Annotated in this window: 22 protein-coding genes; 16 read left to right on the top strand and 6 right to left on the bottom strand. The window is 62.7% G+C overall.

The genetic code is table 11. The features are described 5' to 3' along the window. Positions 1-20: 20 nt before the first annotated feature. Positions 21-878, top strand: a complete 858-nt coding sequence (locus MOV80_RS17380; protein ID WP_019102836.1) for an endonuclease — start codon at positions 21-23, stop codon at positions 876-878. Between the two features lie 19 nt (positions 879-897). On the opposite strand, the gene MOV80_RS17375 is transcribed toward MOV80_RS17380, so the two are convergent. From MOV80_RS17375 to MOV80_RS17360, 4 genes are read right to left on the bottom strand one after another with little or no spacing between them, the layout of a single operon-like run. Next, the gene (locus MOV80_RS17375; protein WP_107732568.1) at positions 898-1752 is read right to left on the bottom strand and encodes a carbohydrate ABC transporter permease; all 855 of its coding nucleotides are present in this window, start codon (positions 1750-1752) and stop codon (positions 898-900) included. Positions 1753-1769: 17 nt separating this feature from the next. After that, complete coding sequence (locus tag MOV80_RS17370) at positions 1770-2636, bottom strand: sugar ABC transporter permease (RefSeq protein WP_107732567.1); 867 nt, start codon at positions 2634-2636, stop codon at positions 1770-1772. Positions 2637-2646: 10 nt separating this feature from the next. Further along, on the bottom strand, positions 2647-3891 hold the full coding sequence (locus tag MOV80_RS17365) for an extracellular solute-binding protein (protein WP_019102833.1): 1245 nt from the start codon (positions 3889-3891) through the stop codon (positions 2647-2649). A gap of 27 nt (positions 3892-3918) precedes the next feature. Then, positions 3919-4785 carry a BadF/BadG/BcrA/BcrD ATPase family protein gene (locus MOV80_RS17360; RefSeq protein WP_249605342.1) on the bottom strand — a complete coding sequence of 289 codons (867 nt, stop codon included), beginning with the start codon at positions 4783-4785 and terminating at the stop codon, positions 3919-3921. Positions 4786-5017: 232 nt separating this feature from the next. Between MOV80_RS17360 and MOV80_RS17355 the strand changes: the two genes are divergently transcribed. Further along, positions 5018-6229 carry an ROK family transcriptional regulator gene (locus MOV80_RS17355; RefSeq protein WP_118267932.1) on the top strand — a complete coding sequence of 404 codons (1212 nt, stop codon included), beginning with the start codon at positions 5018-5020 and terminating at the stop codon, positions 6227-6229. A gap of 103 nt (positions 6230-6332) precedes the next feature. Further along, positions 6333-8015 (top strand): glycoside hydrolase family 9 protein, encoded by a 1683-nt coding sequence (locus tag MOV80_RS17350; RefSeq protein WP_249605341.1) that lies wholly within the window; start codon positions 6333-6335, stop codon positions 8013-8015. A 71-nt stretch (positions 8016-8086) separates the two neighbouring features. Here MOV80_RS17350 and MOV80_RS17345 read toward each other — a convergent pair whose 3' ends face one another. Next, a complete protein-coding gene (locus MOV80_RS17345; protein WP_019102829.1) occupies positions 8087-9406 on the bottom strand; it encodes a DEAD/DEAH box helicase in 1320 nt (439 codons plus the stop codon). Positions 9407-9927: 521 nt separating this feature from the next. On the opposite strand from MOV80_RS17345, the gene MOV80_RS17340 reads away from it, so the two are divergent. Next, positions 9928-11457, top strand: a complete 1530-nt coding sequence (locus MOV80_RS17340; RefSeq protein ID WP_233423348.1) for an EAL domain-containing protein — start codon at positions 9928-9930, stop codon at positions 11455-11457. 76 nt (positions 11458-11533) lie between these two features. Next, entirely contained in the window at positions 11534-12361 is an 828-nt protein-coding gene (locus MOV80_RS17335; protein ID WP_107732564.1) for a hypothetical protein, read from the top strand. A 63-nt stretch (positions 12362-12424) separates the two neighbouring features. On the opposite strand, the gene MOV80_RS17330 is transcribed toward MOV80_RS17335, so the two are convergent. Beyond that, entirely contained in the window at positions 12425-13222 is a 798-nt protein-coding gene (locus MOV80_RS17330; RefSeq protein ID WP_019102826.1) for a response regulator, read from the bottom strand. Positions 13223-13524: 302 nt separating this feature from the next. Between MOV80_RS17330 and flgB the strand changes: the two genes are divergently transcribed. From flgB to flgL, 11 genes are all read left to right on the top strand, one after another. Continuing rightward, entirely contained in the window at positions 13525-13938 is a 414-nt protein-coding gene (flgB, locus tag MOV80_RS17325) for a flagellar basal body rod protein FlgB (protein WP_019102825.1), read from the top strand. Beyond that, on the top strand, positions 13938-14348 hold the full coding sequence (gene flgC, locus MOV80_RS17320) for a flagellar basal body rod protein FlgC (protein ID WP_019102824.1): 411 nt from the start codon (positions 13938-13940) through the stop codon (positions 14346-14348). Before flgB ends, flgC begins: the two co-directional genes overlap by 1 nt. A 19-nt stretch (positions 14349-14367) precedes the next feature. Continuing rightward, positions 14368-15078 carry a flagellar hook assembly protein FlgD gene (locus MOV80_RS17315; protein ID WP_107732563.1) on the top strand — a complete coding sequence of 237 codons (711 nt, stop codon included), beginning with the start codon at positions 14368-14370 and terminating at the stop codon, positions 15076-15078. A 36-nt stretch (positions 15079-15114) separates the two neighbouring features. After that, a complete protein-coding gene (gene flgE, locus MOV80_RS17310; protein WP_043592998.1) occupies positions 15115-16359 on the top strand; it encodes a flagellar hook protein FlgE in 1245 nt (414 codons plus the stop codon). 17 nt (positions 16360-16376) lie between these two features. Next, complete coding sequence (locus MOV80_RS17305) at positions 16377-17120, top strand: flagellar basal body rod protein FlgF (protein ID WP_039754246.1); 744 nt, start codon at positions 16377-16379, stop codon at positions 17118-17120. A 72-nt stretch (positions 17121-17192) separates the two neighbouring features. Further along, positions 17193-17975 carry a flagellar basal-body rod protein FlgG gene (gene flgG, locus MOV80_RS17300; protein ID WP_043593001.1) on the top strand — a complete coding sequence of 261 codons (783 nt, stop codon included), beginning with the start codon at positions 17193-17195 and terminating at the stop codon, positions 17973-17975. 44 nt (positions 17976-18019) lie between these two features. Then, positions 18020-18715 (top strand): flagellar basal body L-ring protein FlgH, encoded by a 696-nt coding sequence (locus tag MOV80_RS17295; protein WP_233423349.1) that lies wholly within the window; start codon positions 18020-18022, stop codon positions 18713-18715. A 71-nt stretch (positions 18716-18786) separates the two neighbouring features. Continuing rightward, positions 18787-19872: a flagellar basal body P-ring protein FlgI gene (locus tag MOV80_RS17290; RefSeq protein WP_249605340.1), complete on the top strand. Its 1086-nt coding sequence runs from the start codon at positions 18787-18789 to the stop codon at positions 19870-19872. A 91-nt stretch (positions 19873-19963) separates the two neighbouring features. After that, positions 19964-20950 (top strand): flagellar assembly peptidoglycan hydrolase FlgJ, encoded by a 987-nt coding sequence (gene flgJ / locus MOV80_RS17285; protein ID WP_233423350.1) that lies wholly within the window; start codon positions 19964-19966, stop codon positions 20948-20950. An 81-nt stretch (positions 20951-21031) separates the two neighbouring features. Further along, the gene (flgK, locus tag MOV80_RS17280) at positions 21032-22813 is read left to right on the top strand and encodes a flagellar hook-associated protein FlgK (protein WP_019101935.1); all 1782 of its coding nucleotides are present in this window, start codon (positions 21032-21034) and stop codon (positions 22811-22813) included. 10 nt (positions 22814-22823) lie between these two features. After that, on the top strand, positions 22824-23747 hold the full coding sequence (gene flgL / locus MOV80_RS17275; RefSeq protein WP_019101936.1) for a flagellar hook-associated protein FlgL: 924 nt from the start codon (positions 22824-22826) through the stop codon (positions 23745-23747). Positions 23748-23785 lie beyond the last annotated feature (38 nt).

Below are 23785 nucleotides of genomic sequence, written 5' to 3'. Positions count from 1 at the left end.
GGGTACTTACACTGCCCGCCATGCGTTATCCCATCCTCCTCTCCGTTATTGTGTTGTTGGCCGCTTGCGATGCGGCCGAATTTTCCAAAATCAGTCAATCCGCGGAAGTCAAAACCCTGGCCAAGGCCGGTGCGGCCGTGGTGCGCCAGCTGGAACAGGTGACGCGGCCAGCCGCCGACACGGGCGCGCCGGGCCGGGTACAGGCCGCGCAGTTGGTGAGCGGCGTCAAGCAAGTAGGACACCGCGATTTTTCCAACGCCAAGAAAGTATTGCCGCGGGTGTTTGCCGGTATGGAGCAGGATTTCTATTGCGGCTGCGACTACCGCGGCAAGGCGGTGGATTGGGCCTCCTGCGGCTATGTGCCGCGAAAATCGGAAACCCGCGCCAGCCGCATCGAGTGGGAGCACGTGGTGCCGGCCTGGAATCTGGGCCATCAGCGTCAATGCTGGCAGCAAGGCGGCCGCAAGAACTGCGCGGTCAGCGATCCGGTCTTCCGCATGGCGGAAGGCGATTTGAACAATCTGGTGCCGGCGGTGGGCGAGGTCAACGGCGATCGCGCCAACTTCGCCTACGGCGCGTGGAGTCGCAAGCCGACGACGATGTACGGTCAATGCCAATCGGTGACGGACTTCGGCAACAAGCGCTTTCAGCCACGTGAAGAAGTGCGCGGCGTGGCGGCGCGCATCACGCTTTACATGCATGCGCGCTATCAGCTGCGCATGAGCCGGCAGGACCAGCAACTCATGTGCGCCTGGGCGCGCCAGTACCCGGTGAACGCCTGGGAGCGACGTCGCGACGCGCGCATCGTCCAACTGCAGGGCGAGGGCAATTTTCTGGTGACGGAGCCGCAGCGTTTGGCAGAGCTGTGCGGAGCTTGAGCGTCGCGGCCGGGCGGCGTTATTTGACCGCGCCGTCCATGCCGCGCATGAAATAGCGCTGACAAAATAGAAATACCAGCAATACCGGCGCGATGGTCAGCACCGCGCCGGCGGCCACCATCCGCGTGGAGGTGGCGAAAGCGCCTTTCAAGTACTGCACGCCCACGGACAGCGGGTAGAGGTCAGGGTTCTTCAGCACCACGCTGGGCCAGACATAGCTGTTCCAGGACCATACCAGAGTGAAGATGGCCAAGGTGGCCAGATAGGGCCGGCTCAGCGGCAGGCATATGCGCCAGAACAGTTGCCAGTCGCCGGCGCCGTCCATGCGCGCGGCGGCAATGATTTCTTCGGGAATTTCCTCGAAGGCGTGCTTCATCAGGAAAATCCCGAAAGCCCCGGCCAATGTTGGAAGTGCTACTCCGACGCGGCTGTCGTCCAACCCCAGCCAGGACAGGGTCACGTAATTGCTGAGCACATTGGTTTCGCTGGGCAGCAGCAAGGTGGCGATGATGGCGTAAAACACCCATTGCCGGCCGCGAAAGCGCAGCTGCGCCAGTGCGAAGCCCGCGCAGCTTGAAACCAGCAGCGTGCCGGCAGTGGAGAGGCCGGAGATCAAAGCGGAGTTCCATAAAAACCGTCCCATCGGGATCTGATCCCATACTTCGCGGAAGTGGGTCAGCGACAAGGGTTCCGGCCAGCGCGGCGGGAAGTCGAACACCTGTTCGCCGTTGCCCAAAGCGATCATCAGCGTCCACCCAAACGGATAACAAGCGGCGCAGGCCAGCGCTAGCAGCAACAGGTAGTCCAAGTGCCGGAGCGCGCGCGCGCGGGCTTGCCGGGCGGGGCGGGCGAGTGGGCTTGAGGCTGCGGTCATGGCGAGTGTCCTGAAAGCTAGCGGTGGGCGGGGCGCAGCAGGCGGAAGTTGAGGCCGGCCAGCAATAAGCACACGCCGGTCAGCAGTAAGCCGGCGGCGGCGCCGCGGCCAAAGTCCAACTGATCGAAGCCTTGATGGAACATGTAATACAACACGGTGTAGGTGGAGTTCAGCGGGCCGCCGCGCGTCATCACCAACACTTCTTCGAAGGCTTTCAATGCGTCCAGCGTGGAAATCAGGCTGCAGAACAAGATGGTGGGCCTTAGCATCGGCAGCGTGATGCGCCAGAAACGCTGCCAGGCATTGGCGCCGTCCAGCACGGCCGCTTCCTGCATCTCCGCCGGAATCGCCTGCAGGCCGGCGAGGTAGAGCACCATGTAGTAGCCGATCCCGCGCCAGAAGGTGACGAACATCACCGAGAACAGGGCGATGTCCTCATCGCTGAGAAAGCCGATCTCCTGTTGCGCGGTCAAAAGCCGCAACCAGCGCAGCGCGCTGTTGAGGATGCCGTAATCGGCGTACATCCAGTTCCACATGATGCCGACCACGGCTACGGTGGTGATCACCGGCAGGTAGACGGCGGCGCGGAACAGCTTGATACCGCGCAAGGGCCGGTTGGCCAGCAGCGCCAGCGCAATGGCGGCCAACTGGATCGCCGGCACCACCAGCAGATAGAGCAGGGAGTTGCGCATCGCGCGCCAGAACACCTCGTCCTGCAGCAGGAATTCGAAGTTTTCCAGGCCCGCCCACTGCGGTGGCGACAGCAGGTCATAGCGGGTAAAGGCCAGGTAAGCGCCGAACAGCAAGGGCCAGATGGTGAACACCGCCATTAGCGACAGAGCCGGAGCCAGGAACAGCCAAGCGTTGCGGGCGCTGGATTTCATTGTCGCGCGCTTACTTCAACTGCCGGTTCCAGAACGCGACCGCCTCGTCCAGCGCCAGCTGGACGTCCTTGCGGCCGGTGACCGCGGCTTCCACGCTGTCCACCAGTTTTTTCTTCAGGTCCGCCAGCCGCGGCACCCCGCTCAGGCTGAAGGTGCGGATGTCCGGCGCAGCCTTGGCGCCCTGGGCGCGGGCGACGTCGACCAGGCTGCCGCCGGCCTGGGTGAAATAAGGATCGCGCAGCGCTGCGCGAGTGGAGGGGAAGGTGGCGCCGGTGACTTTGGAGAACGCCAGCTGCTGAGCGTCGCTGGTCAGGAAGCGAGCGAACTTGATCGCTTCGGCTTGAGTGGCCGCGGGCAGCCCTTTGGATACTGCCCAGCCGAACTGGTAGCCGCCCTGCGTCACGCCAGTGGGCCCTAGCGGCGCCGGTTGTACCCGGCTGACCTCGAAGATGGCGCGGGCGTCGGTCTGGGTGCGCCTCACCGCGGTGGGCGCGGTTTCCATCATTGCCAGCCGGCCGCTGTTGTAGAGCTTGACGCTGGCCTGGTAGTTGTCATCGGCGAACAGGTTCTCCTTGGCCAGCGCGCCGGCTTTGTAAGCGTCGGCGTACTGGCGCAGCAAGGCCACATGCGCCGGGCTGTTGAAGACCGCCTTGCCGTTTTGCAGCAGAGGCAAGCCGCGGCCAAGCATGATGCCGTCGATCTGGCCCAACTGCGGCAGCAGGCCGGGCACGCCGGTCTTGACGCGGATGGCTTTGGCGGCGGCCAGTTGCTGCTCCAGGCTGGCCAGCTTGCGAGCCGGATCCAGGCCGGCCTTGCGGAACAGCTCGCCGTTGAGCACCAGCACATTGACGTTGTTGTACCAAGGGTAGGCGTAGAGCTTGCCGCCCACGCTGAGGTCGGCCAGCGCATTGGGCAGATAAGCGGCCTTGTCCGCTGCCAGTGCGCTGTCCAGCGGCAAGAGCGCGCCTTTCTGCGCGTATTTATACAAGCGGGGCACGTCGTGGTTAATCAGCGCCGGCGGCCGGCCGGCGGCGATGGCGGCGTTGAGCTTGGTCTCGAAGCCCTCGTTGAACACATCCACCCAGCGCAGTTCGACATTGGGATTTTGCGCCTCGTACTGTTTCTTGGCGGCGGCGAAATAGGCGTCGAATTGCGGTTTGAGCGAGTCGGTCCAGTATTCGACCACGATTTTGTCGGCGCGGGCCGGGCCGGCCAGGGCCAGCAAGCCGGCGAGCAGCAGCGGGGAAAGGCGCATGGGGAGTCCTTTTCGGAGAGAGGGAGATCAGGCGGCCAGCAAGAGCAGCGCGCCTGCGCAGGCGTCGCCCTGCGGCGGGCTGAGCCGGGCGGCGAATTCCGGCGGCAGCCAGTCGCGCAGCGCTTGGCCCAGGCCGCCGCACAGCGCCACCGGCAAGCTTTCATCCGGGTCCAGCGCCTTGGCGATGGACCAGGCGTCGCGACCGGCCTGACGCAGCAGTTCGGCCGCCAGCGAATCCCGGCGGCCGTTGGCCACCACCAGCGGCGCCAGCTGTGCGAAGAGCGTCGGGGTGGCGCGGCCGTTCCAGGCCATCATCGCCTGCCAGTCGCCGCCCACATGCTCCAGCACCGCCCGCGTCAGCGGCGTCGGCTCCATGCGGCCGTCCAGCCCCATCTGCGCGTACTGGGCGGCGCGCTGGCCCAGCCAGGCACCGCTGGCCTCGTCGCCGCTGGGGTAGCCCCAGCCGCCGACTTCGCGGTGGCCGCCATCCGGATACAGCGCTTCGCCTATGCTGCCGGTGCCCAGCGCCACGATCACGCCGGGGTGGCCGCCATGGGCGCCCAGCAAAGTGGTGTAGCCATCGGTGGCCAGGCGCAAGCGGGCGTAGCCGGGATCGGCGGCGCGGAAGGCGTCGGCCCAGTCTGCGTTGTGCACGCCGGACAGACCAAGGCCGATCGCGCATTGCGCCGGCGGGGCCAGCGGCAGGCCGGCCTGCTCGAAGGCGCGAGCGATGACTTCATTCACGGCGGCCCAGGCTTGCGGCACGCCGCGCGACAAGGCGGAGGGGCCGCCTTCTGCGTGGGCCAGCGGGCGGGCGCGCGCGTCGCTCAAACAAACGCGGGTGCCGCTGCCGCCGCCATCGACGCCCAAGCGATATTCAAAAGCTTCAGTCACGGTGCTGTCCTTGGTCAAATGCGTGCGTCCGGCGCAAATCACTGAAACATCAGGGATTTGCACTGTCGCGATGCGATGCCATTGGCGTTTTTGGGAATTCAATCATTACAATGGCATTTCGTCAAGTTGATTTATTTAATTGTGGCGACAACACGGCCCGGCAGTCGCCGCCGATGCAACAGGCCTTGCCGGCGCGCTTGTCCGCCCTGCGCCGGGTCGCCATACTGCCTCCATGAAATCCATTCCCGCAGGTCGGGACTCGCGCACGGTGGCGGGGACCAATCTGGAACATGCCCGCGCGCACAACCGCCGCGCGGTGATAGAAACCATACGCCTGAACGGGCAGCTGACCCGCGCCGAGGTGGCTCGGTTGACCGCGTTGACGCCGCAAACGGTGTCCAATATCGCGGCGGAATTGCTGGACGGCGGCATGTTGTTGGCGGGGGAGCCGATGCGCGAAGGCGCGCGCGGCCAGCCGGCGATACCGCTGAGCATCAATCCCGACGGCGCCTACTCGCTGGGCATTCAGTTGGACACACAGTCGCTGATCGCGGTAGCGGTGGACCTGGCCGGGCAATGCCGCGCGCGGGTGGAGGCGCCGGTGCAGCGGCCGGATCCACAGCTGGCCCTGCCCTTGATCGAAGAGGTGGTGGGCCGGTTGCGCACGGACTCCGGAATAGACTGGGGGCGGGTATTGGGCTTGGGACTGGTGATGCCGGGTCCATTCGGCGTTGAGGGCATGAGTTCGGTGGGCCCTACCACCTTGCCGGGCTGGGAAGAGGTGGATGCGGCGGCGCAACTGGAGCGCAGGCTGGATCTGCCGGTCTTGCTTGAAAAGGACGCTACCGCCGCGGCCATCGGGGAGCGGCTATACGGCCGCGCCGCCGCGCTGCGCAATTTCGTTTATCTGTTCATCGGCGCCGGGCTGGGCGCGGGCTTGTTTCTGGACGGGAGGCTGTACGCGGGCGTCCGCCACAATGCAGGCGAGATCGGCCACATGATCGTGATGCCGGACGGAAGACCTTGCGATTGCGGCAACCATGGCTGTCTGGAGCGTTATGTATCGCTGCGCGCATTGTACGAAACCTTGGGGCTGGCCGACGACGCCGAGCTGGCTGCGCGCAGCCTGGAACGGCCGACGCCGGAGATCTGCTACGGCATGGAACGCTGGCTGGCTACCGCCGCGCCGCCGCTGCGCCAGGCGATCAATATCCTGGAGAGCCTGTTGGATATTGAGGCGGTGGTGATTGGCGGTTTCCTGCCGCAAGCCTTGCTAGAGCAACTGGAGCAACGGCTGCATCCGCTGCCGGGGTCTATCCGGCAAAGCTGCGGCCCGCGCGTGTTGCTGGGGAGCGCCGGCCGCGACACGGTGGCGCTGGGCGCGGCGGCGCTGCCAATCTTTGATGAATTCAATCCGCAGTACGAAGTGCTGCTCAAGGTTTGATGCGGCGTCTATTTATGTCAATGGCTTGACCTGGGCGTCTTGGCGCGTAAATATTGCCCGGCATTAAGGCAAAACGATTTACTTATTAGCCGGGAGACGCGCCATGAAGATTCTGCTGAATCATGTTGGTTTTGAACCCCAAGCGCCCAAGCAGGCCTTGTTGCAAGCGCCTGCCGGGGCTGGGCCTGCGACGCTAGCCTTGTTGGATGGGGAGGGACGGATCGCGGCCGACATTCCCTTGAGGCCGCAGGGCATGGCGGAGGGCTGGCCGGAATGGCACTACTGGCTGGCGGATTTCAGCGGCTGGACGCAGCCGGGACGTTACCGGCTGTGGTTACGGGACAGCGCGCCGCCGGTGATCAGTCACGAGTTCGTGGTAGGGCCTGATTGCCTGGGCAGCCAGATGCTGTCCGATCTGTTGCATTATTTTAAGTCGCAGCGTTGCACCGGTCTTTACGACCAGGCGGATCGAACCGCGCCGGAGTGGGGCGGAGAGGCGCGGCGGGATGCGCGCGGCGGTTGGTTCGACGCTTCCGGCGACTGTTCCAAATACCTGTCCCATCTATCCTACGCCAACTTCATGAATCCTCAGCAGACGCCGCTGCTGGCCTGGTGCCTGATGGCGGGCCGCGACGCTTTGCCGCCGCAGCCGCGCTGGTTCGACGAGCGCATGGTGGACGAGGCTTTGCACGGAGCGGATTTTCTGTTGCGCATGCAGCACTCGTCCGGCTTTTTCTACGTGACCTTGTTCGATGGCTGGAGCAAGGCGCCGGAGCAGCGCGAGCTGTGTGCTTTCACCACTCAGCGTGGTGTCAGATCAGGCGCCTTCCAGGCCGGTTTTCGCCAGGGGGGAGGCCTGGCGATCGCCGCGCTGGCGCGCGCTGCGGAACTGCCGCGCGACGGGGAGTTCGGCCGTGGCGATTATCTGGCCGCGGCGCGGCGCGGCTTCGCCCATCTGCAGCAATACAATGCGCGTTATCTGGACGATGGCTGTGAAAACCTGATCGACGATTACTGCGCGCTGTTGGCTGCCTGCGAACTATACGCGGCTAGCGGCGAGCCGGTGTTCGCCGATGCCGCCGACCGCCGCGCGCGGCGCATGTTGGCGCAGCAGGACGAGGCCGGTCGTCTCTGGATGGACGCGCAGCGGCGGCATAGCTATTTTCACGCGGTCGAAGCCGGCCTGCCTTATCTGGCCTTGCTGCGCTTCGCCGCGGTATTGCCGGCGTCGCCGCTGGCGAGCGATGCGCGGCGGGCGGTCCGGCGCGGGATGGAGGCGGAAATGACGCTGACGGCGGCGGCGGGAAACCCTTTCGCTTATCCGCGGCAATGGGTGGCCCGCAACGGCGAGGAGGGCGTGGCTCGCTTTTTCATGCCGCAGCAGAATGGCAGCGGCTACTGGTGGCAGGGGGAAAATGCGCGGCTGGCCTCGCTGGCGGCGGCGGCTTGCGGCCTGGCGCAACAGGAGCCGCAAGGGGAGGGCGATCCCCTGCGGGCTTACGCCCAGGGCGCGCTGGACTGGATTTTGGGGCGCAACCCCTTCGATGTCTGCATGCTGCAGGGCTGGGGGCGCAACAATCCGCGTTACGAGCCCGGCTATTACAACGCCTGCGGCGGAGTCTGCAACGGGATCACCGCCGCGCCGGGCGTGGACGACGGCGTTGCCTTCCTGAGCCCGGAACAGACCGATATCAGCCAGTCCTGGCGTTGGACCGAGCAGTGGCTGCCGCACGGCGCCTGGCTGTTCCTGGCCTTGGCTTTGCGCGGACGGGCGGACCGCACTTGAAATGCGAAACGCCATCGGCGAGCCGATGGCGTTCTGTTTCAGCGGCCCCCGCTGCCGGGGGCGTCTGAGATTTACTGCTGTTGGGTGCTGCGCGGGCCGCGGTTGCCCTGATAACCGCCTTCGCGGCGTTGGCCTTGGTAGCCGCCTTCGCGACGATTGCCGTAGCCGCCGCGACCGCCGCCGCTGCCCGGACGGCGATCACCGTAGCCGCCTTTGCCGTTGGCGTTGCGACGCGGGCCTTTCGGCGGGCGACGGGTCGGTTCCATGCCTTCGATCACGCCTTCGGTGATCTGACGCTTCAGGTATTGCTCGATGCGGCGAACCTTGTGGAACTCCTTGGACTCCGCCAGGGTGATGGCGGTGCCGTCGCGGCCGGCGCGGCCAGTGCGGCCGATGCGGTGCACGTAGTCTTCAGCTTGTTTCGGCAGGTCGAAGTTCACCACGTGGGTGATGGTGGGCACGTCGATGCCGCGGGCTGCCACGTCGGTGGCCACCAGGATCTTGATACGGCCGCGACGCAGATCGTTCAGCGTGCGGTTACGCCAGCTTTGCGGCATGTCGCCGTGCAGGCAGGCGGCGGAATAGCCCTGGTCGGACAGTTTGTCGGCCAGTTCTTCGGAGTAGGCTTTGGTGGCGGAGAAAATCACGCACTGGTCGAAGCCGGACTCTTTCAGAATATGATCCAGCAGACGATGCTTGTGGTTCAAATCGTCGGCGTACAGCAGGTGCTCTTCGATGGTGCCGCCCGAGGTTTCGGTGCGGGCGATTTCGATGCGCTGCGGGTCGCGGGTCATCTTCTCGGCCATGCGGCCGACGGTGCCGTCCAGCGTGGCGGAGAACAGCACGGTCTGACGGGTGTCCGGAGTGGCTTTGACGATGGTTTCGATATCTTCGATGAAGCCCATGTCCAGCATGCGGTCGGCTTCATCCAGCACCAGCATTTCCAGGCGCGAGAAGTCGATGCGGCCGGAGCGCATGTGGTCCATCAGACGGCCGGGAGTGGCCACGATCAGGTCTACCGGACGCGACAGCGCGCGGGTTTGGTAGCCGAAGGAGGAGCCGCCCACCAGACAGACGGTTTTCATCCAGCGCAGGTCCTTGCCGTATTCCAGCGCGTTCTTTTCCACTTGCTGAGCCAGTTCGCGGGTCGGGCACAATACCAGTACGCGCGGGCCTTGGCCTTTGCCAGTGGAGCGCTCGGACAGCTTGGTCAGCGCCGGCAGCAGGAAGGCTGCGGTCTTGCCGCTACCGGTTTGGGCGGATACCAGCAGGTCGCGGCCAGCGATGGCGGCGGGCACGGCTTGAGCCTGTACTTCGGTAGGGGAAGAATAGCCGGCGGCTTCCAGAGCGCGCAGGATGGTCGGGGCGATGCCCAGATCGGAAAAATGCATGATGTCCTTTCAGGCCGGTTACTGCCGGCGTCACTTAATAGCCAGGTTGGTGGCGGTCGGTTATACGGCGCCTTTAAGCCGTAAATCATCGGCACTAACCTGACAAGCGGCGAACAGCGGTCCAGTCTGATGCGACATTATAAGCGTGGACGAAGCCTGGAAATGGTCAGGGACGATGAAGCAATCTCACTCGGGCTGAGGCGTGGTTTGGAATGCCCGGTGGAAACACAAGAGGCCGGACTATACGGTAAATCGGGCGGCTTTACAACTGTTTTTTAAAAACATGCCGGCTAAGTATTTGATTGTTTGCTGCTTGCCGCGACGATTTTCCAAAAAAACTGCCGCTTGCTCGCGATGGCGGGTGAGGATTCGGCTCCGGAAGCGCGGCGTTGGCTTGTGGAGATTTGCGAGGTTCTAACTACACTTCAACGATGACGGGCCATGCGTGAAACCTTCGTTGAGGGCTGGCAATGAGTGGAAAGAACAGATTCGCAAGCACGGACCGGATGCATGCCTGGCTGATGTCCTGCTCCTCTGGCGCGGCCTATGTCGTTTGCGTCGGTTTGGCCTTGGCGCTGACGATGGTCTTGGCGCTGGCGTTGACGACGTGGCGGATGCAGTCGGCGGCCAGGGAGAGGGCCGAGTTGGTTGTCGGGCAGCTGACCTGGCAGTTGTCGCCCGCGTTCGCCGCGCTGACGCGATTGGACGGGCTGCCGCCGTCGGAGCCGGATTGCCGCGCTCAAACCCAGGCTTTGGCTGAATTGGTTCAGCGCACGTCGCTGGCGCGCTTCGCCTTGGCGCACGGCGCCGGCGGCGCGCAGTGTGCCTCCCGGCGCGGCGTTTCGGAGGGGGTGGCAGGGTTTGAGAATGGGGCGAGCTTGTTGCCGGCTGGCAATGGCCAGCTGTTGCCGGGGTTGCGGTTGGGGCATGCCGCAGGGGTGATTGAGTTGGACGCAGGGCCCTTGGTGGCTCAATTGGCGTTGGCCGAGCGTGATGGTTTGAAAGTGCGCTTGCTGGCCGGGGGGCGGGCGCTGGCCGCCAACGGCGAGGTGAGGGATCAGGGGGCGGATACGGGCGGAGAGGTGGTATGGGTGCCGTCCGCGCCGGCGCGCATAGGTGTGCTGGCGGCGCCGCAGTGGGCGGCCGCGCCCTTGTTGGCATTGCAAACCCAATGGTTGGCCCTGTTGGCGGCCGCAGCCTTGGGCGGCGGCGTCGCTTGGGGGGCGCGTCGCGGTTCCGGTGGGCGCAAGGCGACGGGGTGGGAGATATCCGAGGGGATTCGGCAAAAAGAGTTTTTCGCCCATTACCAGCCCATCGTCACCGCGGCTAGTGGCGAATGTGTCGGAGTAGAGGTGCTGGCGCGCTGGCGGCACCCGGTCCAGGGCAATGTGCGCTCCGAACTCTTCATTCAGACCGCGATTGAAGCCGGTATGATTGTGCCGCTGACACGCTATATGCTGCGGAGGGTGGCCGAGGAGTTGAAGCAGATCGTATTGCCTCCGGGCTTTATGGTTGGAGTCAATATCTCTACCGATCACCTGGCTTTGCCCGAATTGCTGGAAGATTGCCGGCCGCTGGTTAATCTATTGCGTGAAAAGCAGGCTCAGCTGGTGTTGGAGGTGTCGGAGAGGGCTCCGTTGCAAGAGGCTTCCGGCGCGCAAAAGGTGATCAACGGCTTACGGCAGATGGGCGTGAGGCTGGCCTTGGACGACTTCGGCGCCGGCTATGCCGATAAGGCCTATCTGAGCCGCTGGGGCTTCGATTATCTGAAGGTTGAGAAAGGTTACGTGTCGGCCTTGGGTCAGGACAGCCTGAAAGGGAATATTCTGGATGGCCTGCTTTTATCTTCCAACGAAATGGGGGTGCAGGTCATCGTGAAAGGGGTGGAGACCCAGGGCCAGCAAAGCTATCTGAATGTGAAGGGCTTCGAGTATTTGCAGGGCTTTTATTTTGGCAAGCCGATGACCTTGAATCATTTCCGGCAGTGGCTGTATTCAGGTATTGCGGAAAGCCGAGTCCGTCCGGCTGGCAAGAGGGGGGGCGACGGGTGAGTCCGGATCCCGGCTTGGGCGCGCGGGGGCGTTTTGTTACAATGCGCCCTTTTTTGTTTCAGGAAAGGGGTAGGGAATGATGTATGCCGTGCAGCGTTATGCGGCCTCCCGTCCTTGGGCCAAGCGCGTCAGCCAGTTGTATGTTCAGGCCTTGCAACCGTCGGCGGCGCGCAAGGAAATGAAGGAAGTGATCAAGCGCGAGTTGGAACGCGCCGCCCAGGTGTTCACAGTAAAGCAGCAGACCATTGTCGCCGAACTGGCTTTGGCGGAGTCCTGGGGCTGTTTCGCTCGTCATGGCCGCGTGATTTCCCATCTGGACGACGGCTTGGTGCGGGCCTTGGCCCACACTCGGCTGCCCTCGCAATTGCCGGATACGTTGAATTTGCCGGCCGACGCCTTCTTTCTGCATGTGCCCGGAGGCGGCGGGGCTTTCGTCTCGCATCAGCCGGAGCGCAAGGCCTTGCTGCTGACCTTGGTGGAGGAAGGGTTTTCGCGCGACGCCGCGCAATGGCTGCATGAGTCCGACGCGGTGGAAGCTTTGCTGGTCACCTATCCGGGCGAACTGGCGCCGCAGATAACGGAGGTGGCGGAGCGTTGGCAAGCCTTGTTGGCCGCGGTGCTCAATGGCCTTGCCATGATGACTCAGCCCAAGCTGGAGAGAGAGCTGTCCTGGCAGTCGGGTGCGCCGGAGTCATGGGTGGAGCAGGCCGGCGCGCCGACTTGCGCCAAAACTCGGCAGCGCGGCCGCAGTCAATTGCTGAAGGCCGGCTTCAGCGAGGTGAACTTCTGCCGCATTCCCGAGCTGGACGCCGCGCAGACTTATGCGACTCAGGGTTACTGGCGGCGACAGGCGTTTGGCGAGGCCAAGGCGAATTCGCGGCTGGTGTGGGTGGCGCCTAAGTAAAAAAGACGATTGACTGTTTAGGGCCTGTTAAAAGTCTCGCGTGCAAGGGCTTTGAGCTGGTTCTCAGTATTCCTGCAGCAGTTCGCGGATGGTGTCTCTCAGCTTATTGGTGGAGAAAGGCTTGTCGCAGCAGGCCGAGACGCCGGCCGCTTCCACTTCGGCCAGCCGGTCGTGGTCGGTCTCACTGGTGATCATCAGGATGGGGGTGCGCCCCTGGATGCTGTTTTGACGGATGTGGCGAGCTAGTTCGCAGCCATCCATGCCGGGCATGTGGTAGTCGACGATGATCAGTTGAAAGCTTTCGCTCTCCAGTAGCGGCAGCGCGTCGGTCCCGCTGGCGGCTTCGGTGAAGTGTTCGAAGCCCAGTCGCTCCAGCACGGCGCGCACATGGCGGCGCGAGGTGTGGCTGTCGTCTACGATCAACACCTGGACATTGGCCAGATCCGTGTCCACCTCCATGGCCAGGCTCTCGGTGTTGATGAAGTCCAGCGCGTTGGCCAGCACCTCGTCCAGTTGGCCATTGGTGAAGGGCTTGGGCAGGATGCCCAGGCTGCCCGCCTGGCGGATGGGTTCCAGCCGTTCCGGATTGGTTTCGCTGGAAACCAGAATGAAAGGCATGCCGCTGAGGTCGGCGCTTTCGCGCATCTGTTGCAGTAACTGCTGACCTGTCATGTCCGGCAGGTAATAGGCGCTGATCACTAAGTCGGGGCGCGACTCGCGCGCACGGCTGAGCAGCGCTTCGCCGTTGGGGTGGACCTCCACTTTGGAGATGCCCATCTCCCCCAACGCCTTGCTGATGATCTGCGCCTGCACATGCGAAGGCTCAGCCAGCGAGATGATTAAATGTTGTACTTCCAGCATGCCTCTTCCCCCGCCTGTATTCTCTAATTTTGTCAAAGCCGTCCGCAACCGTTGGCCAATGCGTAAGTGTCGACGATCCCGGGCGCGTCTTCAATGGTTCTTATGTTGGTTTGGCACGAATTGCGCGGTGCGGCAAGCAAAATCTGTCGCTTCGGCCGGGGGCGGCAAATCTTGCCGCCCATTGTTGCCGTTTGGGCCGCTGTGGCCGAGGGTGTGGCGTATTGCTCAGGAAAATCAAAGGGCTGTCGAGACGCGGTGGCTTGGCACGCTTCCTGCTTTAACGTCGTCTCAAGGAGGCTGACATGCTAGACAAAATCGCCAAACATTTCGACTTTCAGCAGCGAGCGCTGAATTTGCGGGCCTATCGCACCGAGGTGCTGGCCAGCAATATCGCCAATGACGAAACCCCTAACTACAAAGCGGTGGATTTCGACTTCGGCAAGGCCTTGCAGGCGCAAACGGATGCGCAGGGTCGTTTGGCGATGAATCTGACCGATGCCCGCCACCTTGCCGGGGCCGGCGGCGCGGGCAACGGTGCCGCGCTGCAATACCGCGCGGCAGTGCAGCCCAGCGTGGACGGCAACACCGTGGACATGGATGTGGAGCGGGCGGCTTTCGCCGACAACGCGGTCCGCTTCCAGTCGACGCTGACTTTTCTGAACAAGCGGATCAGCGGCCTGAGTTCGGCGATCCAGGGCCAGGGAGGCAATAGCTGATGTCTTTGTCCAATGTGTTTTCCATTTCCGGTTCGGCGATGTCGGCGCAATCGATGCGCCTCAGCCTGGTGGCCAGCAATATCGCCAACGCGGAAAGCTCGACCAGCTCCACCGGCGAGCCCTACAAAGGGCGTCACGCGGTGTTCACCGCGATTCCGGTGACGGCGGCGCAGCCGCAGGTGGCCGGCGTGCGCGTGACCGCGGTGGTAGAAGACCAGACCCCGCCGCGGCTCAAGTACGATCCGGGTAATCCGCTGGCCGATCAGCGCGGCTACGTGACGATGCCCAATGTGAACCCGGTGGAGGAGATGGCCGACATGATCGCCGCCTCCCGCGCTTATCAGAACAATGTCGAAATCATGAATACGGCCAAGACGCTGCAGCAGAAAGTGCTGCAGCTGGGCCAGTGAGGCGAGAGGAGTAACGGCAATGGCTAGCGCAAACCCTTATGACGTACTGAATAGTCAGACTCAGACCAACCCGAACAGCAGCGTCAACGGCAGCAAGAGCAATTCCGGCGTGGTCGGCTCCAGCGCCAACGACATTCAGAGCACTTTTCTGAAACTGTTCGTGGCTCAGATGCGTTCCCAAGACCCGATGAACCCGATGGACAACAGCCAGATGACGTCCCAGATGGCGCAGATCAGCCAGGTGGGCGGCATTCAGCAGCTGAACCAGTCTATGCAGGCGCTGATCGGCGCGCAGGCGGCGTCACAGTCTCTGATGGCGTCCGGCATGATAGGCAAAAAAGTGCTGGTGGCCGGCAGCAGCCTGCCCAAACCGCCGGATGGCGGCACCACCCCGGCCGGCGTGTTGCTGAACGGCCCGGCGCAGACGGTGAAAGTCAGCGTCAAGGACGCCAACGGCAATGTGGTCCGCACCATGACCATCGACAAGCCGGTGGCCGGCGTCAACACCTTCAGCTGGGACGGCAAGAACGACAAGGGCGAAGTGGTGCCGGCCGGCAAATACAGCTTCAGCGCCGACGTGACGCAAGCCAGCGCCAACGGCAGCACCAAGGCCGTGGCCTACAACACGCAGACAGTAACCGCAGTGGCCTGGGATCAGGGCATTCCCGAGCTGGTGCTGCCGGACGGCAGTCGCGCCCAGTTGGGCGACGTGGCGCAAATGACCGCCTGATCCCGCTGACCTCATTCGACTTCAAGGACTGACATCATGGGCTTTCAACAAGGTTTAAGTGGCTTGAACGCCGCCTCCACCCAACTGGATACCATCGGCAACAACGTGGCCAACGCCAACACCGTGGGCTTCAAGAGTTCGCGCACGGAGTTTGCCGACATGTACGGCAATACCTTGTACGGCATCGCCACCACTACGCCGGGCATTGGCGTCAAGGTAGCCGCGGTGACGCAGAACATGAGCAACGGCAACGTGACCACCACCGGCCGCAGCCTTGACTTGGCGATCAACAACGGCGGCTTTTTCACCGTGGCCCAGCCGGACGGCACCTTGTCCTATACCCGCAATGGCCAATTCCAGATCAACAATCAGGGTTATGTGGTCAATAACGGCAACTTCCTGCAGGGCTGGCAGGCGGACGCCGCCGGTAATATCTCCCAGGGGCCGGTCAGCAAAATACAGCTGAACTCCAACTTGGTGTCGCCGCAGGCCACCACCAAGGCCACCCTCGGCATCAACCTGGATTCTCGCAGTACCGTGCCGACTGTTGCGCCGCTGGACCCGACTAATTCAGCCTCCTACAACTGGTCGAACACCAATACGGTTTACGATTCGTTGGGCAACCCGCATCAGGTGACCATGTACTATGTCGCCGGCACGCCCACCGCCGCCGGCCGAACCTGGACCGCGACCGCCTATGTGGATGGCAACCCGGCCAATAACACGCCGCCCAACAGCAACAATTTTTCGCTGACCTTCAATACCTCTGGCGTACTGACCACGCCCGGACCGTTCAATATCAATTTCACCCCCAGCCCGCTCAACGGCTCGGCGGTGCCGCAGACTGTGGCCTTCAGCTTTACCGGTTCCACTCAGGTGGGTCAGAATTTCGGCGTGACCACTCCGCCGACCATTGACGGTTCCGCGCCGGGCAACTTGAAGGGCATCAATATTTCGTCCTCCGGCATCATCCAGGCGACGTTCACCAACGGCCAGACCAAGACCATAGGTCAGGTTGCTCTCGCCAACTTCATCAATCCGCAAGGCTTGCAGTCCAAGGGCAATAATTTGTGGGCGCAGACCTACGATTCAGGGATTGCCTCCTACAACGCGCCAGGCACCGGCAATACCGGCACTATTCAGGCCGGAGCGGTGGAGGATTCCAACGTCGATCTGACCGCGGAGCTGGTCAATATGATTACCGCGCAGCGCTATTACCAGGCCAATGCGCAGACCATCAAAACCCAGGACACCCTGGTGCAGACCTTGCTTAACATCTGATGAGCTGAGCGCGCGCGATGGATAGAATGCTTTACTTGGCGATGAACGGCGCCAAGCACGTGATGTGGCAGCAAGCCACTACCGCCAACAATCTGGCCAATGTGCACACCAACGGCTTCAAGGCCGATGTGGTGGCGTTCCGCGCCTTGCCGGTGGTGGGAGAGGGCGCGCCGACCCGGACCTATGTGGTGGACAATACCGTGGGCCACGATCTGAGCCAGGGTAGTCTGATGCACACAGGTAACGCTAGCGACTTCGCCATCGGTTCCAAGGGCTTCTTCGCGGTACAGGCGCCGGACGGCGCCGAAGCCTATACGCGCGATGGCGGCTATGTGCTCGACGCCACCGGCATGATGCGCACCCGCTCCGGCCTGCCCATCATGGGCGACGGCGGCCCCATTGTTGTCCCTACAGGTTCCCGCATTCAATTGGGCGAAGATGGCTCGGTCATGGCGATTCCGCTGTCCGGCGTGGTGCGCACGCCGCAGCTGGTCGGGCAGATCAAGATGGTCAACCCCGGCCCTAAGGACGTGTACAAGGGCGAGGACGGTCTGTTTCGCATCAACGGCGGCGGCAACGCGGCAGCCGACGCCAATGTCAAGCTGGTGCCGGAAATGCTGGAGGCCAGTAACGTCAATTCGGTGGAAAGCCTGGTGCAGATGATTTCCCACGCCCGCCAGTACGACCTCAACGTCCGATTGATGCAGACCGCGCAGCAAGGCGATCAGCAGGCGGCTCAGTTGTTGTCCACCAACGGTTAAACCAATAAGACAAGATTTCGCCGCGGCGGCCCGGTAGAGGCTGCGCGGTTCTGGAGACGAGGTAAACAAGCCATGATGCGCGCACTGTACATCGCCAAGACCGGCATGGATTCCAGCCAGTTTCAACTGGACGTGGTGTCCAATAACCTGGCCAACGTCAACACCGTGGGTTTCAAGCGCAGCCGCGGCATTTTCGAGGACTTGTATTACCAGACCTTGCGTCAGCCCGGCGCGCAGCTGGCCAACGGCAACACCACGCCCACCGGTCTGCAGGTGGGGACCGGCTCGGCGGCGGTGGCCACCGCCCGCATCCACTCCCAGGGGAATATGACTCAGACCGGGCAGCCGCTGGACATGGCGATCGCCGGCGAGGGCTTCTTCCGCATCCAACTGCCGGACGGCACCACCGCCTATACCCGCAACGGCGAGTTCAAGCGCAACTCCAACGGCGACGTGGTGAATCCGGACGGCTATCCGCTGAACCCCAATATCAACATTCCCGGCACCGCCAACCAGATTACGGTGTCCACCGCCGGCGTGGTGCAGTACTTCTTGCCCAACAACCCGGCGGCGCAAACCGCGGGCACCATCCAGCTCACCACCTTCATCAACCCGCAGGGCCTGGAGAGCGTGGGCAACAACCTGTATTTGCAGTCCGCATCCTCCGGCGATCCGCAGGATGGGGATCCGCAGACCGATACCCGAGGCGCGGTGCGCTCCGGTTTCGTGGAGGCGTCCAACGTCAACGTCACCGAGGAACTGGTCAATATGATCACTGCGCAGCGCGCGTTTGAAATGAACTCGCGGGCGATCACCACTGCGGACCAGATGCTGCAGAAACTGAGCCAGCTGTAAGCGGAAGCGGGCCGCCGGTGGAAGGCGGCCGATTGAGATTTGAATTGACGAGGTGTTTGATGAAGGCGATGGCGATAGCGGCGATGCTGGCCGCACTACTAAGCGCTTGCGTGACCCAGGAGCCGCCGCTTGTGCAGCAACCCACCAGCGCGCGTCCGCAACCGCAGCCGGTCAGCATGCCCACCAATGGGTCGATTTTCCAGGTAGCCAGTTACCGGCCGTTGTTTCAGGACCGGATGCCTGCTTATGTCGGCGACACCTTGACGGTGAACATCCAGGAAAACTCGTCCACGTCGGCGTCGGAGCAGACAACCAATACCCGCACTTCGGGTCTGAACAGCAGCATCAACGCCGGCATCAAGATTCCCTTCCTGCCCAGCGGCGCCGCCGGTGGCTTGGCCGGCGCCAATTTTGGCGGCACGGGCTCGGCCAACAATACCGGCAAGGGCGACAACAAGGTGGCCACCTCCTTTGTCAGCTCCATCACTGTCACGGTGTTGGAGGTGTTGCCCAACGGTAATCTGTCGATCAGCGGCGAGAAAGTCGTGCGCGTGAACAGCGATACCGAGTCGATCCGCCTGTCCGGCGTGGTCAACCCGCGCGATATCAGCGCGGATCGCAGCGTGTCTTCGCTCAAGGTGGCGGACGCCCGCATCGAACAGCAGACCAAGGGCACGCACCGGCTGTACAATGAGCCGGGCTGGCTCACCAAGTTTTTCATGAGTATATTGCCGATTTAACGGATGACCGGCCCGCCGCGGCCGCTTGGCGGGCGCGGCGGGCTGAAAGCGGGCGGAAAATGAAGCGATTGATGTTAGGGATGTTGTTGGCGCTGGCGCTGTTCCCTGCCTTGGCGGCGCAACGTTTGAAGGATCTGACCAATATCGGCGGGGTGCGTCCCAACCAACTGATAGGTTATGGCCTGGTGGTGGGTCTGGACGGCAGCGGCGACAAAGTCACCTCTTCGCCGTTCACCGGCCAGGCGATGTCCAATATGTTGAACCAGTTGGGCGTACAAGTGCCTCCTGGCACCAAGCTCGATCCCAAGAATATCGCCGCGGTCACGCTGACTGCGACCTTGCCGCCGTTTGCGCGGCAGGGGCAGGCCATAGACGTGACGGCTTCGTCGATTGGCGATGCCAAAAGCCTGCGCGGCGGCACCTTGCTGTTGTCGCCGCTAAAAGGCGCGGATGGTCAGATCTACGCGATGGCGCAGGGCAATGTGGTCGTCGGCGGCGCCGGCGCCTCGGCGGGCGGCAGCTCCGCCCAGATCAATCAGCTTAGCGTGGGCCGCATTCCAGCCGGCGCCACAGTGGAGCGCGAAGTGCCCACTGCGCTGGGGTCCGGCGAGTTCATCAATCTGGAGCTGCGCGAGTCCGATTTCACCACTGCCAACCGTGTGGTGCAGGCAATCAACAAATCGTTCGGCCAGGGCACCGCGCGCGCGGTGGACGGCCGGCTGATCGAAGTGCGCGCGCCGTTCGCCCCGGATCAGCGTGTGCAGTTTCTGGCCAAGATGGAAAATATTGCCGTCGACCCGGCAGATGTTTCCCCCACCGTCATTATCAACGCCCGCACCGGCTCCATCGTGATGAACCAGGCAGTGACCTTGGCACCGTGCGCGGTGTCGCACGGCAATCTGACCGTGACCGTCAGCAACACGCCGCAAGTGAGTCAGCCCAACCCGTTGTCCGGCGGCAAGACCACGGTGACCAATCAGACGGACATCAGCATCAACACCCCTGGGAGCAAGCTGATCAACGTGCCCAACGGCGCCAATCTGTCGCGGGTGGTGGCGGCGCTGAACGCGCTGGGCGCGAATGCTCAGGATCTGATTTCCATTTTGCAGGCGATGAAGTCCGCCGGCGCGTTGAAAGCGGACTTGCAGATCATCTGAGCCTTGCGAGGGCGGCAAAGGAAAAGACGGCCAAGCGGCCGTCTTTTTTCTGGCCCGAATCTTGCTTTTAGATGAGATCCAGGAGCGAGAAATGACGATTCAGCCCATCAATGCCGGCGCCATGAGCGCCAACGATTTGCTAAACCGGCAGTTGGCTGTGGATCCGAGCCAGCTGAATGAGCTGCGGGCACAGGCGATCAAAGACCCCAAGGGCGCGGCGCGGCAGGTTGCGTCGCAGTTCGAGGCCTTATTGATGAACACCTTGCTCAAGAATATGCGCGAGACCAAGTTCGACCCGGAAGGCGAATCCAACGATTTGAACACCTACCAGGGCCTGTACGATCAGCAGTTGACTCAGGCTTTGAGTTCCAACGGCGGTTTGGGTTTGGGCGACATGTTGTATCGCCAGATCGCCAAACAGTCGAATTTCGATCCGGACGATAAGAGCGCGCACACGATTTACGCCGCTTCCGGCCCGCAACTGGCTGCGCGCCCCACCGGCGGCTCCAAGGCCTTGCTGGCCTATCAGGAGGCGCAGCAGACCGCCAGCGCGGGGCTGACTTTGACGGCCCCGGCGGCTCATGCCAAGGCCGAAACGGCCGGCAGGGGCGGCAGCCGCGACTTCGCCGCCGAGATGTTGCCGCATGCCCGCACGGCCGCAGCCCAGTTGGGCGTGGCGCCCGAAGCCGTGGTCGCGCATGCCGCGCTGGAAAGCGGCTGGGGCAAGCGGGCGATCCGCCACCCGGACGGCAGCAACAGTCATAATCTGTTCGGCATCAAGGCCAGCGGGGATTGGCAGGGACGCACGGTCAGCGTGATGACCACCGAATACGAAGGCGGGGTCGCGCAAAAGCGAGTGGAAAAATTCCGCGCCTATGGTTCTTACGCCGAGGCTTTCAGCGACTATGCCCGTTTGTTGAAGGATTCGCCGCGCTACAAGAGCGCGTTGAACCAAGGGCAGAACATGTATGGTTTCGCGCATGCGCTGCAATCCGGCGGCTACGCCACCGATCCACGCTACGCGCGCAAGCTGGTGGATGTGGCGGCGACATTGGCGCAGCAAACCACGCGTAGTTGAGGACAAGGCTGCGGCAGCGGAACTTGCGTTTCAGGGTCAAGTTTTGGCGGGCCGGGCCGATAAAGCAAACAGAGGTAAATCATGGGCTCCAATATTTTCTCGATCGGCGTGAGCGGACTGAATGCGGCTCAAACGGCTTTGTCGGTAACCGGCAATAATATCGCCAACGTCTCCACGCCGGGGTACAACGTTCAATACATCACCCAGGCCGGCCGCACGCCGCAATATGCGGGCTTCGGCTTTCTGGGGCAGGGCGTGGATGTTACCAATGTGCTGCGCACCTATGACAAATTCCTGTCTGGCCAGGTGCAGACCGCGCAGACCAACAGCAGTTATTACAGCACCCAGGTCAAGCAGTTGAATCAGATCAACAATCTGATGGCGTCGACCGACGTGTCCATTCTCCCCGCCTTGCAGGATTTCTTTGGCGCGATGCAGACGCTGTCGCAGCAGCCGGACGCCATTCCCAGCCGACAGACAGTGTTGAACATGGCTCAGGCCTTGAGCACCAAGTTCGCCACCATCGACGGACAGTTGCAACAGCTGCAGTCCGGCGCCAACGGTCAGATCAAGACCACGGTGGACAGCATCAACGCGCTGGCCACGCAGATCGCCAGCCTCAATACCGAAATCGCCGCATTGACCGGCGGCAATCAGTTGAGCGCGCAGCCCAACACGCTGATGGACCAGCGCGATCAGGCCATGCTGGAGCTGAACAAGTTGGTCAGCGCCAAGGCTGTGCCGCAGGCGGACGGGACTTACTCGGTGTATATCGGCAACGGTCAGACCCTGGTGACCGGCGGTCAGACCAACACGCTGGCCACGCAGCCTTTGCCCAGCGATCCCACCACCTTGCAATTGGTGTTCAACAACCCCAATGGCACGGTGACGGCGATTCCGAACAATCTAGTCTCCGGCGGCCAACTGGGTGGTTTGCTGAACTTTCGCGATGGCCCCCTGCTGCAGGCCCGGCAGCAGTTGGGAACGATGGCGATCAATTTTTCCGCCTCAATTAATTATCAGAATCAGCTGGGCGTGGACAACACTGGCGCAGCCGGCCAGCCCATTTTCAACGATCTGAGCAGCTACGCCTCCAACCCGCAGAATGCGGCGAGCAATCTGCAAGTATTGATGGGCGACCCCAATAAACTGGCTACAGCCTCCAATATGGTGTCCACCGGCGGCGCCGGCGGCAACGGCGTCACTATGAGCGGCGTGTGGGCCACGCTGCCGGGCGGTTACGCGGGCAGCATCAACAGCGTGCCGCCGGTTTTTCCCGGCACCGGTACGCACCCGTCCATCGGCATGACTGGGATGACCATTACCGCCTCCGGCAGCCCGGCGACGATGACCGCCACCATCGCCGGCCCCAATGGCGGCGGTCCTTACAATGTGGTTCCGGTGGGTGGCGGGGCCAGCAACAGCTTCAAGTTGCAGACAACGGCGGTGCCGCCGGTGGACGTGGGCGTCAGCTTTCAGCTGTCCGGCGCGCCTATCAACGGCCAGACTTTCACCGTGGGGCCGGCCCCGGCCGGCACCAAGCCGCCGCCGGGCGACAACACCAATTTGCGCGAGTTGCTGGCGCAGCAAAACTTGAAGCTGATGGGGAATCAGTCCTACGGTTCTTATTATTCGACACTGGTGGCCTCGGTGGGCAATCAGACCAATACTGCGCAATTGCAGTCCGCGGCCATGCTGAATACGTTGAAGCAAACCACGGAAAGCCTGTCCAACGTCACCGGGGTGAGCCTGGATCAGGAGGCGGCCAATCTGATCAAGTATCAACAGTCCTATCAGGCGTGTAGCAAGGTGATACAGGTGGCGCAAACCACCTTCTCCAGCATCCTGAACCTGATGGGCTAAGGAGAGATCGATGCGTATCAGTTCCAATAACATTTATCAGTCCGGCCTGAACAATATGCAGAGCTTACAGGCCAGCATTTACAAGCTCACCATGCAGATCGACAATCAGCAGCGGGTGGTGACGCCGGCCGACGATCCGGTGGCCGCGGCGCGCATTCTGCTGATCAGCCAGTCCCAAGGCCAGAACAGTCAGTACATCAGCAATACCCAAGCGGTCAGCTCCTGGCTGTCGCTGTCCGAGACCGCGATCAAAAGTTCGTCGGACCTGATGGCCAGCATGAAGAGCCTTGCGATTTCCGCCGGCAGCGGCGCGTTGAGCCCAACCGAGCTGCAGGCGATTCAGAAGCAGTTGCAGGAGGGCATCACCGAGTTGACGACCTACGCCAACTCCACCGACGGCCGCGGCAATTATCTGTTCAGCGGCAACAAGACCGATACGCTGCCTTTCGCGGTCAGCCTGTCCGCGGTGCCGCCGGCTTCGTATCTGGGCGATACCGGCCAGCGCAGCGTGCAGATCAGCGCTTCGCAGCAAATGACGATTTCCGATCCGGGCAGCACGGTGTTCGGCACGCCCGGGGGCAGCGCCACCGCGGCCTTCGATGGCCTGATCCAGCTGAACACTCTGTTGGGCCAGAATCCAAAGCCCGCCAACTTCGGGGCTCAGTTGAATAGCGCGATCAACGCCATCGACTCGGCCCAGCAGCAGATGTCGCTGGCTTTAGCATCCATCGGCGCCCGCGGCCAGCAGAACGATAATATGCAGAATGTGGGGGGGAGCCTGAAATTGCAGTACGCCAGCAGCATTGGCGATTTGCAGGATCTGGACATGCCGCAGGCGATCTCTGATTTCACCCTGGCGCAGACTTCGTTGAAATACAGCCAGCTGACCTACAACAAGGTGACTCAGCTCTCGCTGTTCAACTATATCTCCTGACCGGCGTCCGCCGGATATGACAAAGGCCGCGCAAGCGG

Origin of the sequence: Chromobacterium sp. IRSSSOUMB001 (assembly GCF_023507765.1) — a bacterium.
In the GTDB taxonomy this organism is placed as follows: Bacteria; Pseudomonadota; Gammaproteobacteria; order Burkholderiales; family Chromobacteriaceae; genus Chromobacterium; species Chromobacterium haemolyticum.
The sequence above is the reverse complement of the archived record's forward strand: the minus strand, read 5'-3'. Positions and strand labels throughout refer to the sequence as shown.

What these genes read in the sequence shown, in the direction of transcription:
- MOV80_RS17380 (WP_019102836.1), top strand. Translation starts at nt 21, where the DNA reads ATGCGTTATCCCATCCTCCTCTCCGTTATTGTGTTGTTGGCCGCTTGC.
- MOV80_RS17375 (WP_107732568.1), bottom strand. Translation starts at nt 1,752, where the DNA reads ATGACCGCAGCCTCAAGCCCACTCGCCCGCCCCGCCCGGCAAGCCCGC.
- MOV80_RS17370 (WP_107732567.1), bottom strand. Translation starts at nt 2,636, where the DNA reads ATGAAATCCAGCGCCCGCAACGCTTGGCTGTTCCTGGCTCCGGCTCTG.
- MOV80_RS17365 (WP_019102833.1), bottom strand. Translation starts at nt 3,891, where the DNA reads ATGCGCCTTTCCCCGCTGCTGCTCGCCGGCTTGCTGGCCCTGGCCGGC.
- MOV80_RS17355 (WP_118267932.1), top strand. Translation starts at nt 5,018, where the DNA reads ATGAAATCCATTCCCGCAGGTCGGGACTCGCGCACGGTGGCGGGGACC.
- MOV80_RS17350 (WP_249605341.1), top strand. Translation starts at nt 6,333, where the DNA reads ATGAAGATTCTGCTGAATCATGTTGGTTTTGAACCCCAAGCGCCCAAG.
- MOV80_RS17345 (WP_019102829.1), bottom strand. Translation starts at nt 9,406, where the DNA reads ATGCATTTTTCCGATCTGGGCATCGCCCCGACCATCCTGCGCGCTCTG.
- MOV80_RS17340 (WP_233423348.1), top strand. Translation starts at nt 9,928, where the DNA reads ATGTCCTGCTCCTCTGGCGCGGCCTATGTCGTTTGCGTCGGTTTGGCC.
- MOV80_RS17335 (WP_107732564.1), top strand. Translation starts at nt 11,534, where the DNA reads ATGATGTATGCCGTGCAGCGTTATGCGGCCTCCCGTCCTTGGGCCAAG.
- MOV80_RS17330 (WP_019102826.1), bottom strand. Translation starts at nt 13,222, where the DNA reads ATGCTGGAAGTACAACATTTAATCATCTCGCTGGCTGAGCCTTCGCAT.
- flgB (WP_019102825.1), top strand. Translation starts at nt 13,525, where the DNA reads ATGCTAGACAAAATCGCCAAACATTTCGACTTTCAGCAGCGAGCGCTG.
- flgC (WP_019102824.1), top strand. Translation starts at nt 13,938, where the DNA reads ATGTCTTTGTCCAATGTGTTTTCCATTTCCGGTTCGGCGATGTCGGCG.
- MOV80_RS17315 (WP_107732563.1), top strand. Translation starts at nt 14,368, where the DNA reads ATGGCTAGCGCAAACCCTTATGACGTACTGAATAGTCAGACTCAGACC.
- flgE (WP_043592998.1), top strand. Translation starts at nt 15,115, where the DNA reads ATGGGCTTTCAACAAGGTTTAAGTGGCTTGAACGCCGCCTCCACCCAA.
- MOV80_RS17305 (WP_039754246.1), top strand. Translation starts at nt 16,377, where the DNA reads ATGGATAGAATGCTTTACTTGGCGATGAACGGCGCCAAGCACGTGATG.
- flgG (WP_043593001.1), top strand. Translation starts at nt 17,193, where the DNA reads ATGATGCGCGCACTGTACATCGCCAAGACCGGCATGGATTCCAGCCAG.
- MOV80_RS17290 (WP_249605340.1), top strand. Translation starts at nt 18,787, where the DNA reads ATGTTAGGGATGTTGTTGGCGCTGGCGCTGTTCCCTGCCTTGGCGGCG.
- flgJ (WP_233423350.1), top strand. Translation starts at nt 19,964, where the DNA reads ATGACGATTCAGCCCATCAATGCCGGCGCCATGAGCGCCAACGATTTG.
- flgK (WP_019101935.1), top strand. Translation starts at nt 21,032, where the DNA reads ATGGGCTCCAATATTTTCTCGATCGGCGTGAGCGGACTGAATGCGGCT.
- flgL (WP_019101936.1), top strand. Translation starts at nt 22,824, where the DNA reads ATGCGTATCAGTTCCAATAACATTTATCAGTCCGGCCTGAACAATATG.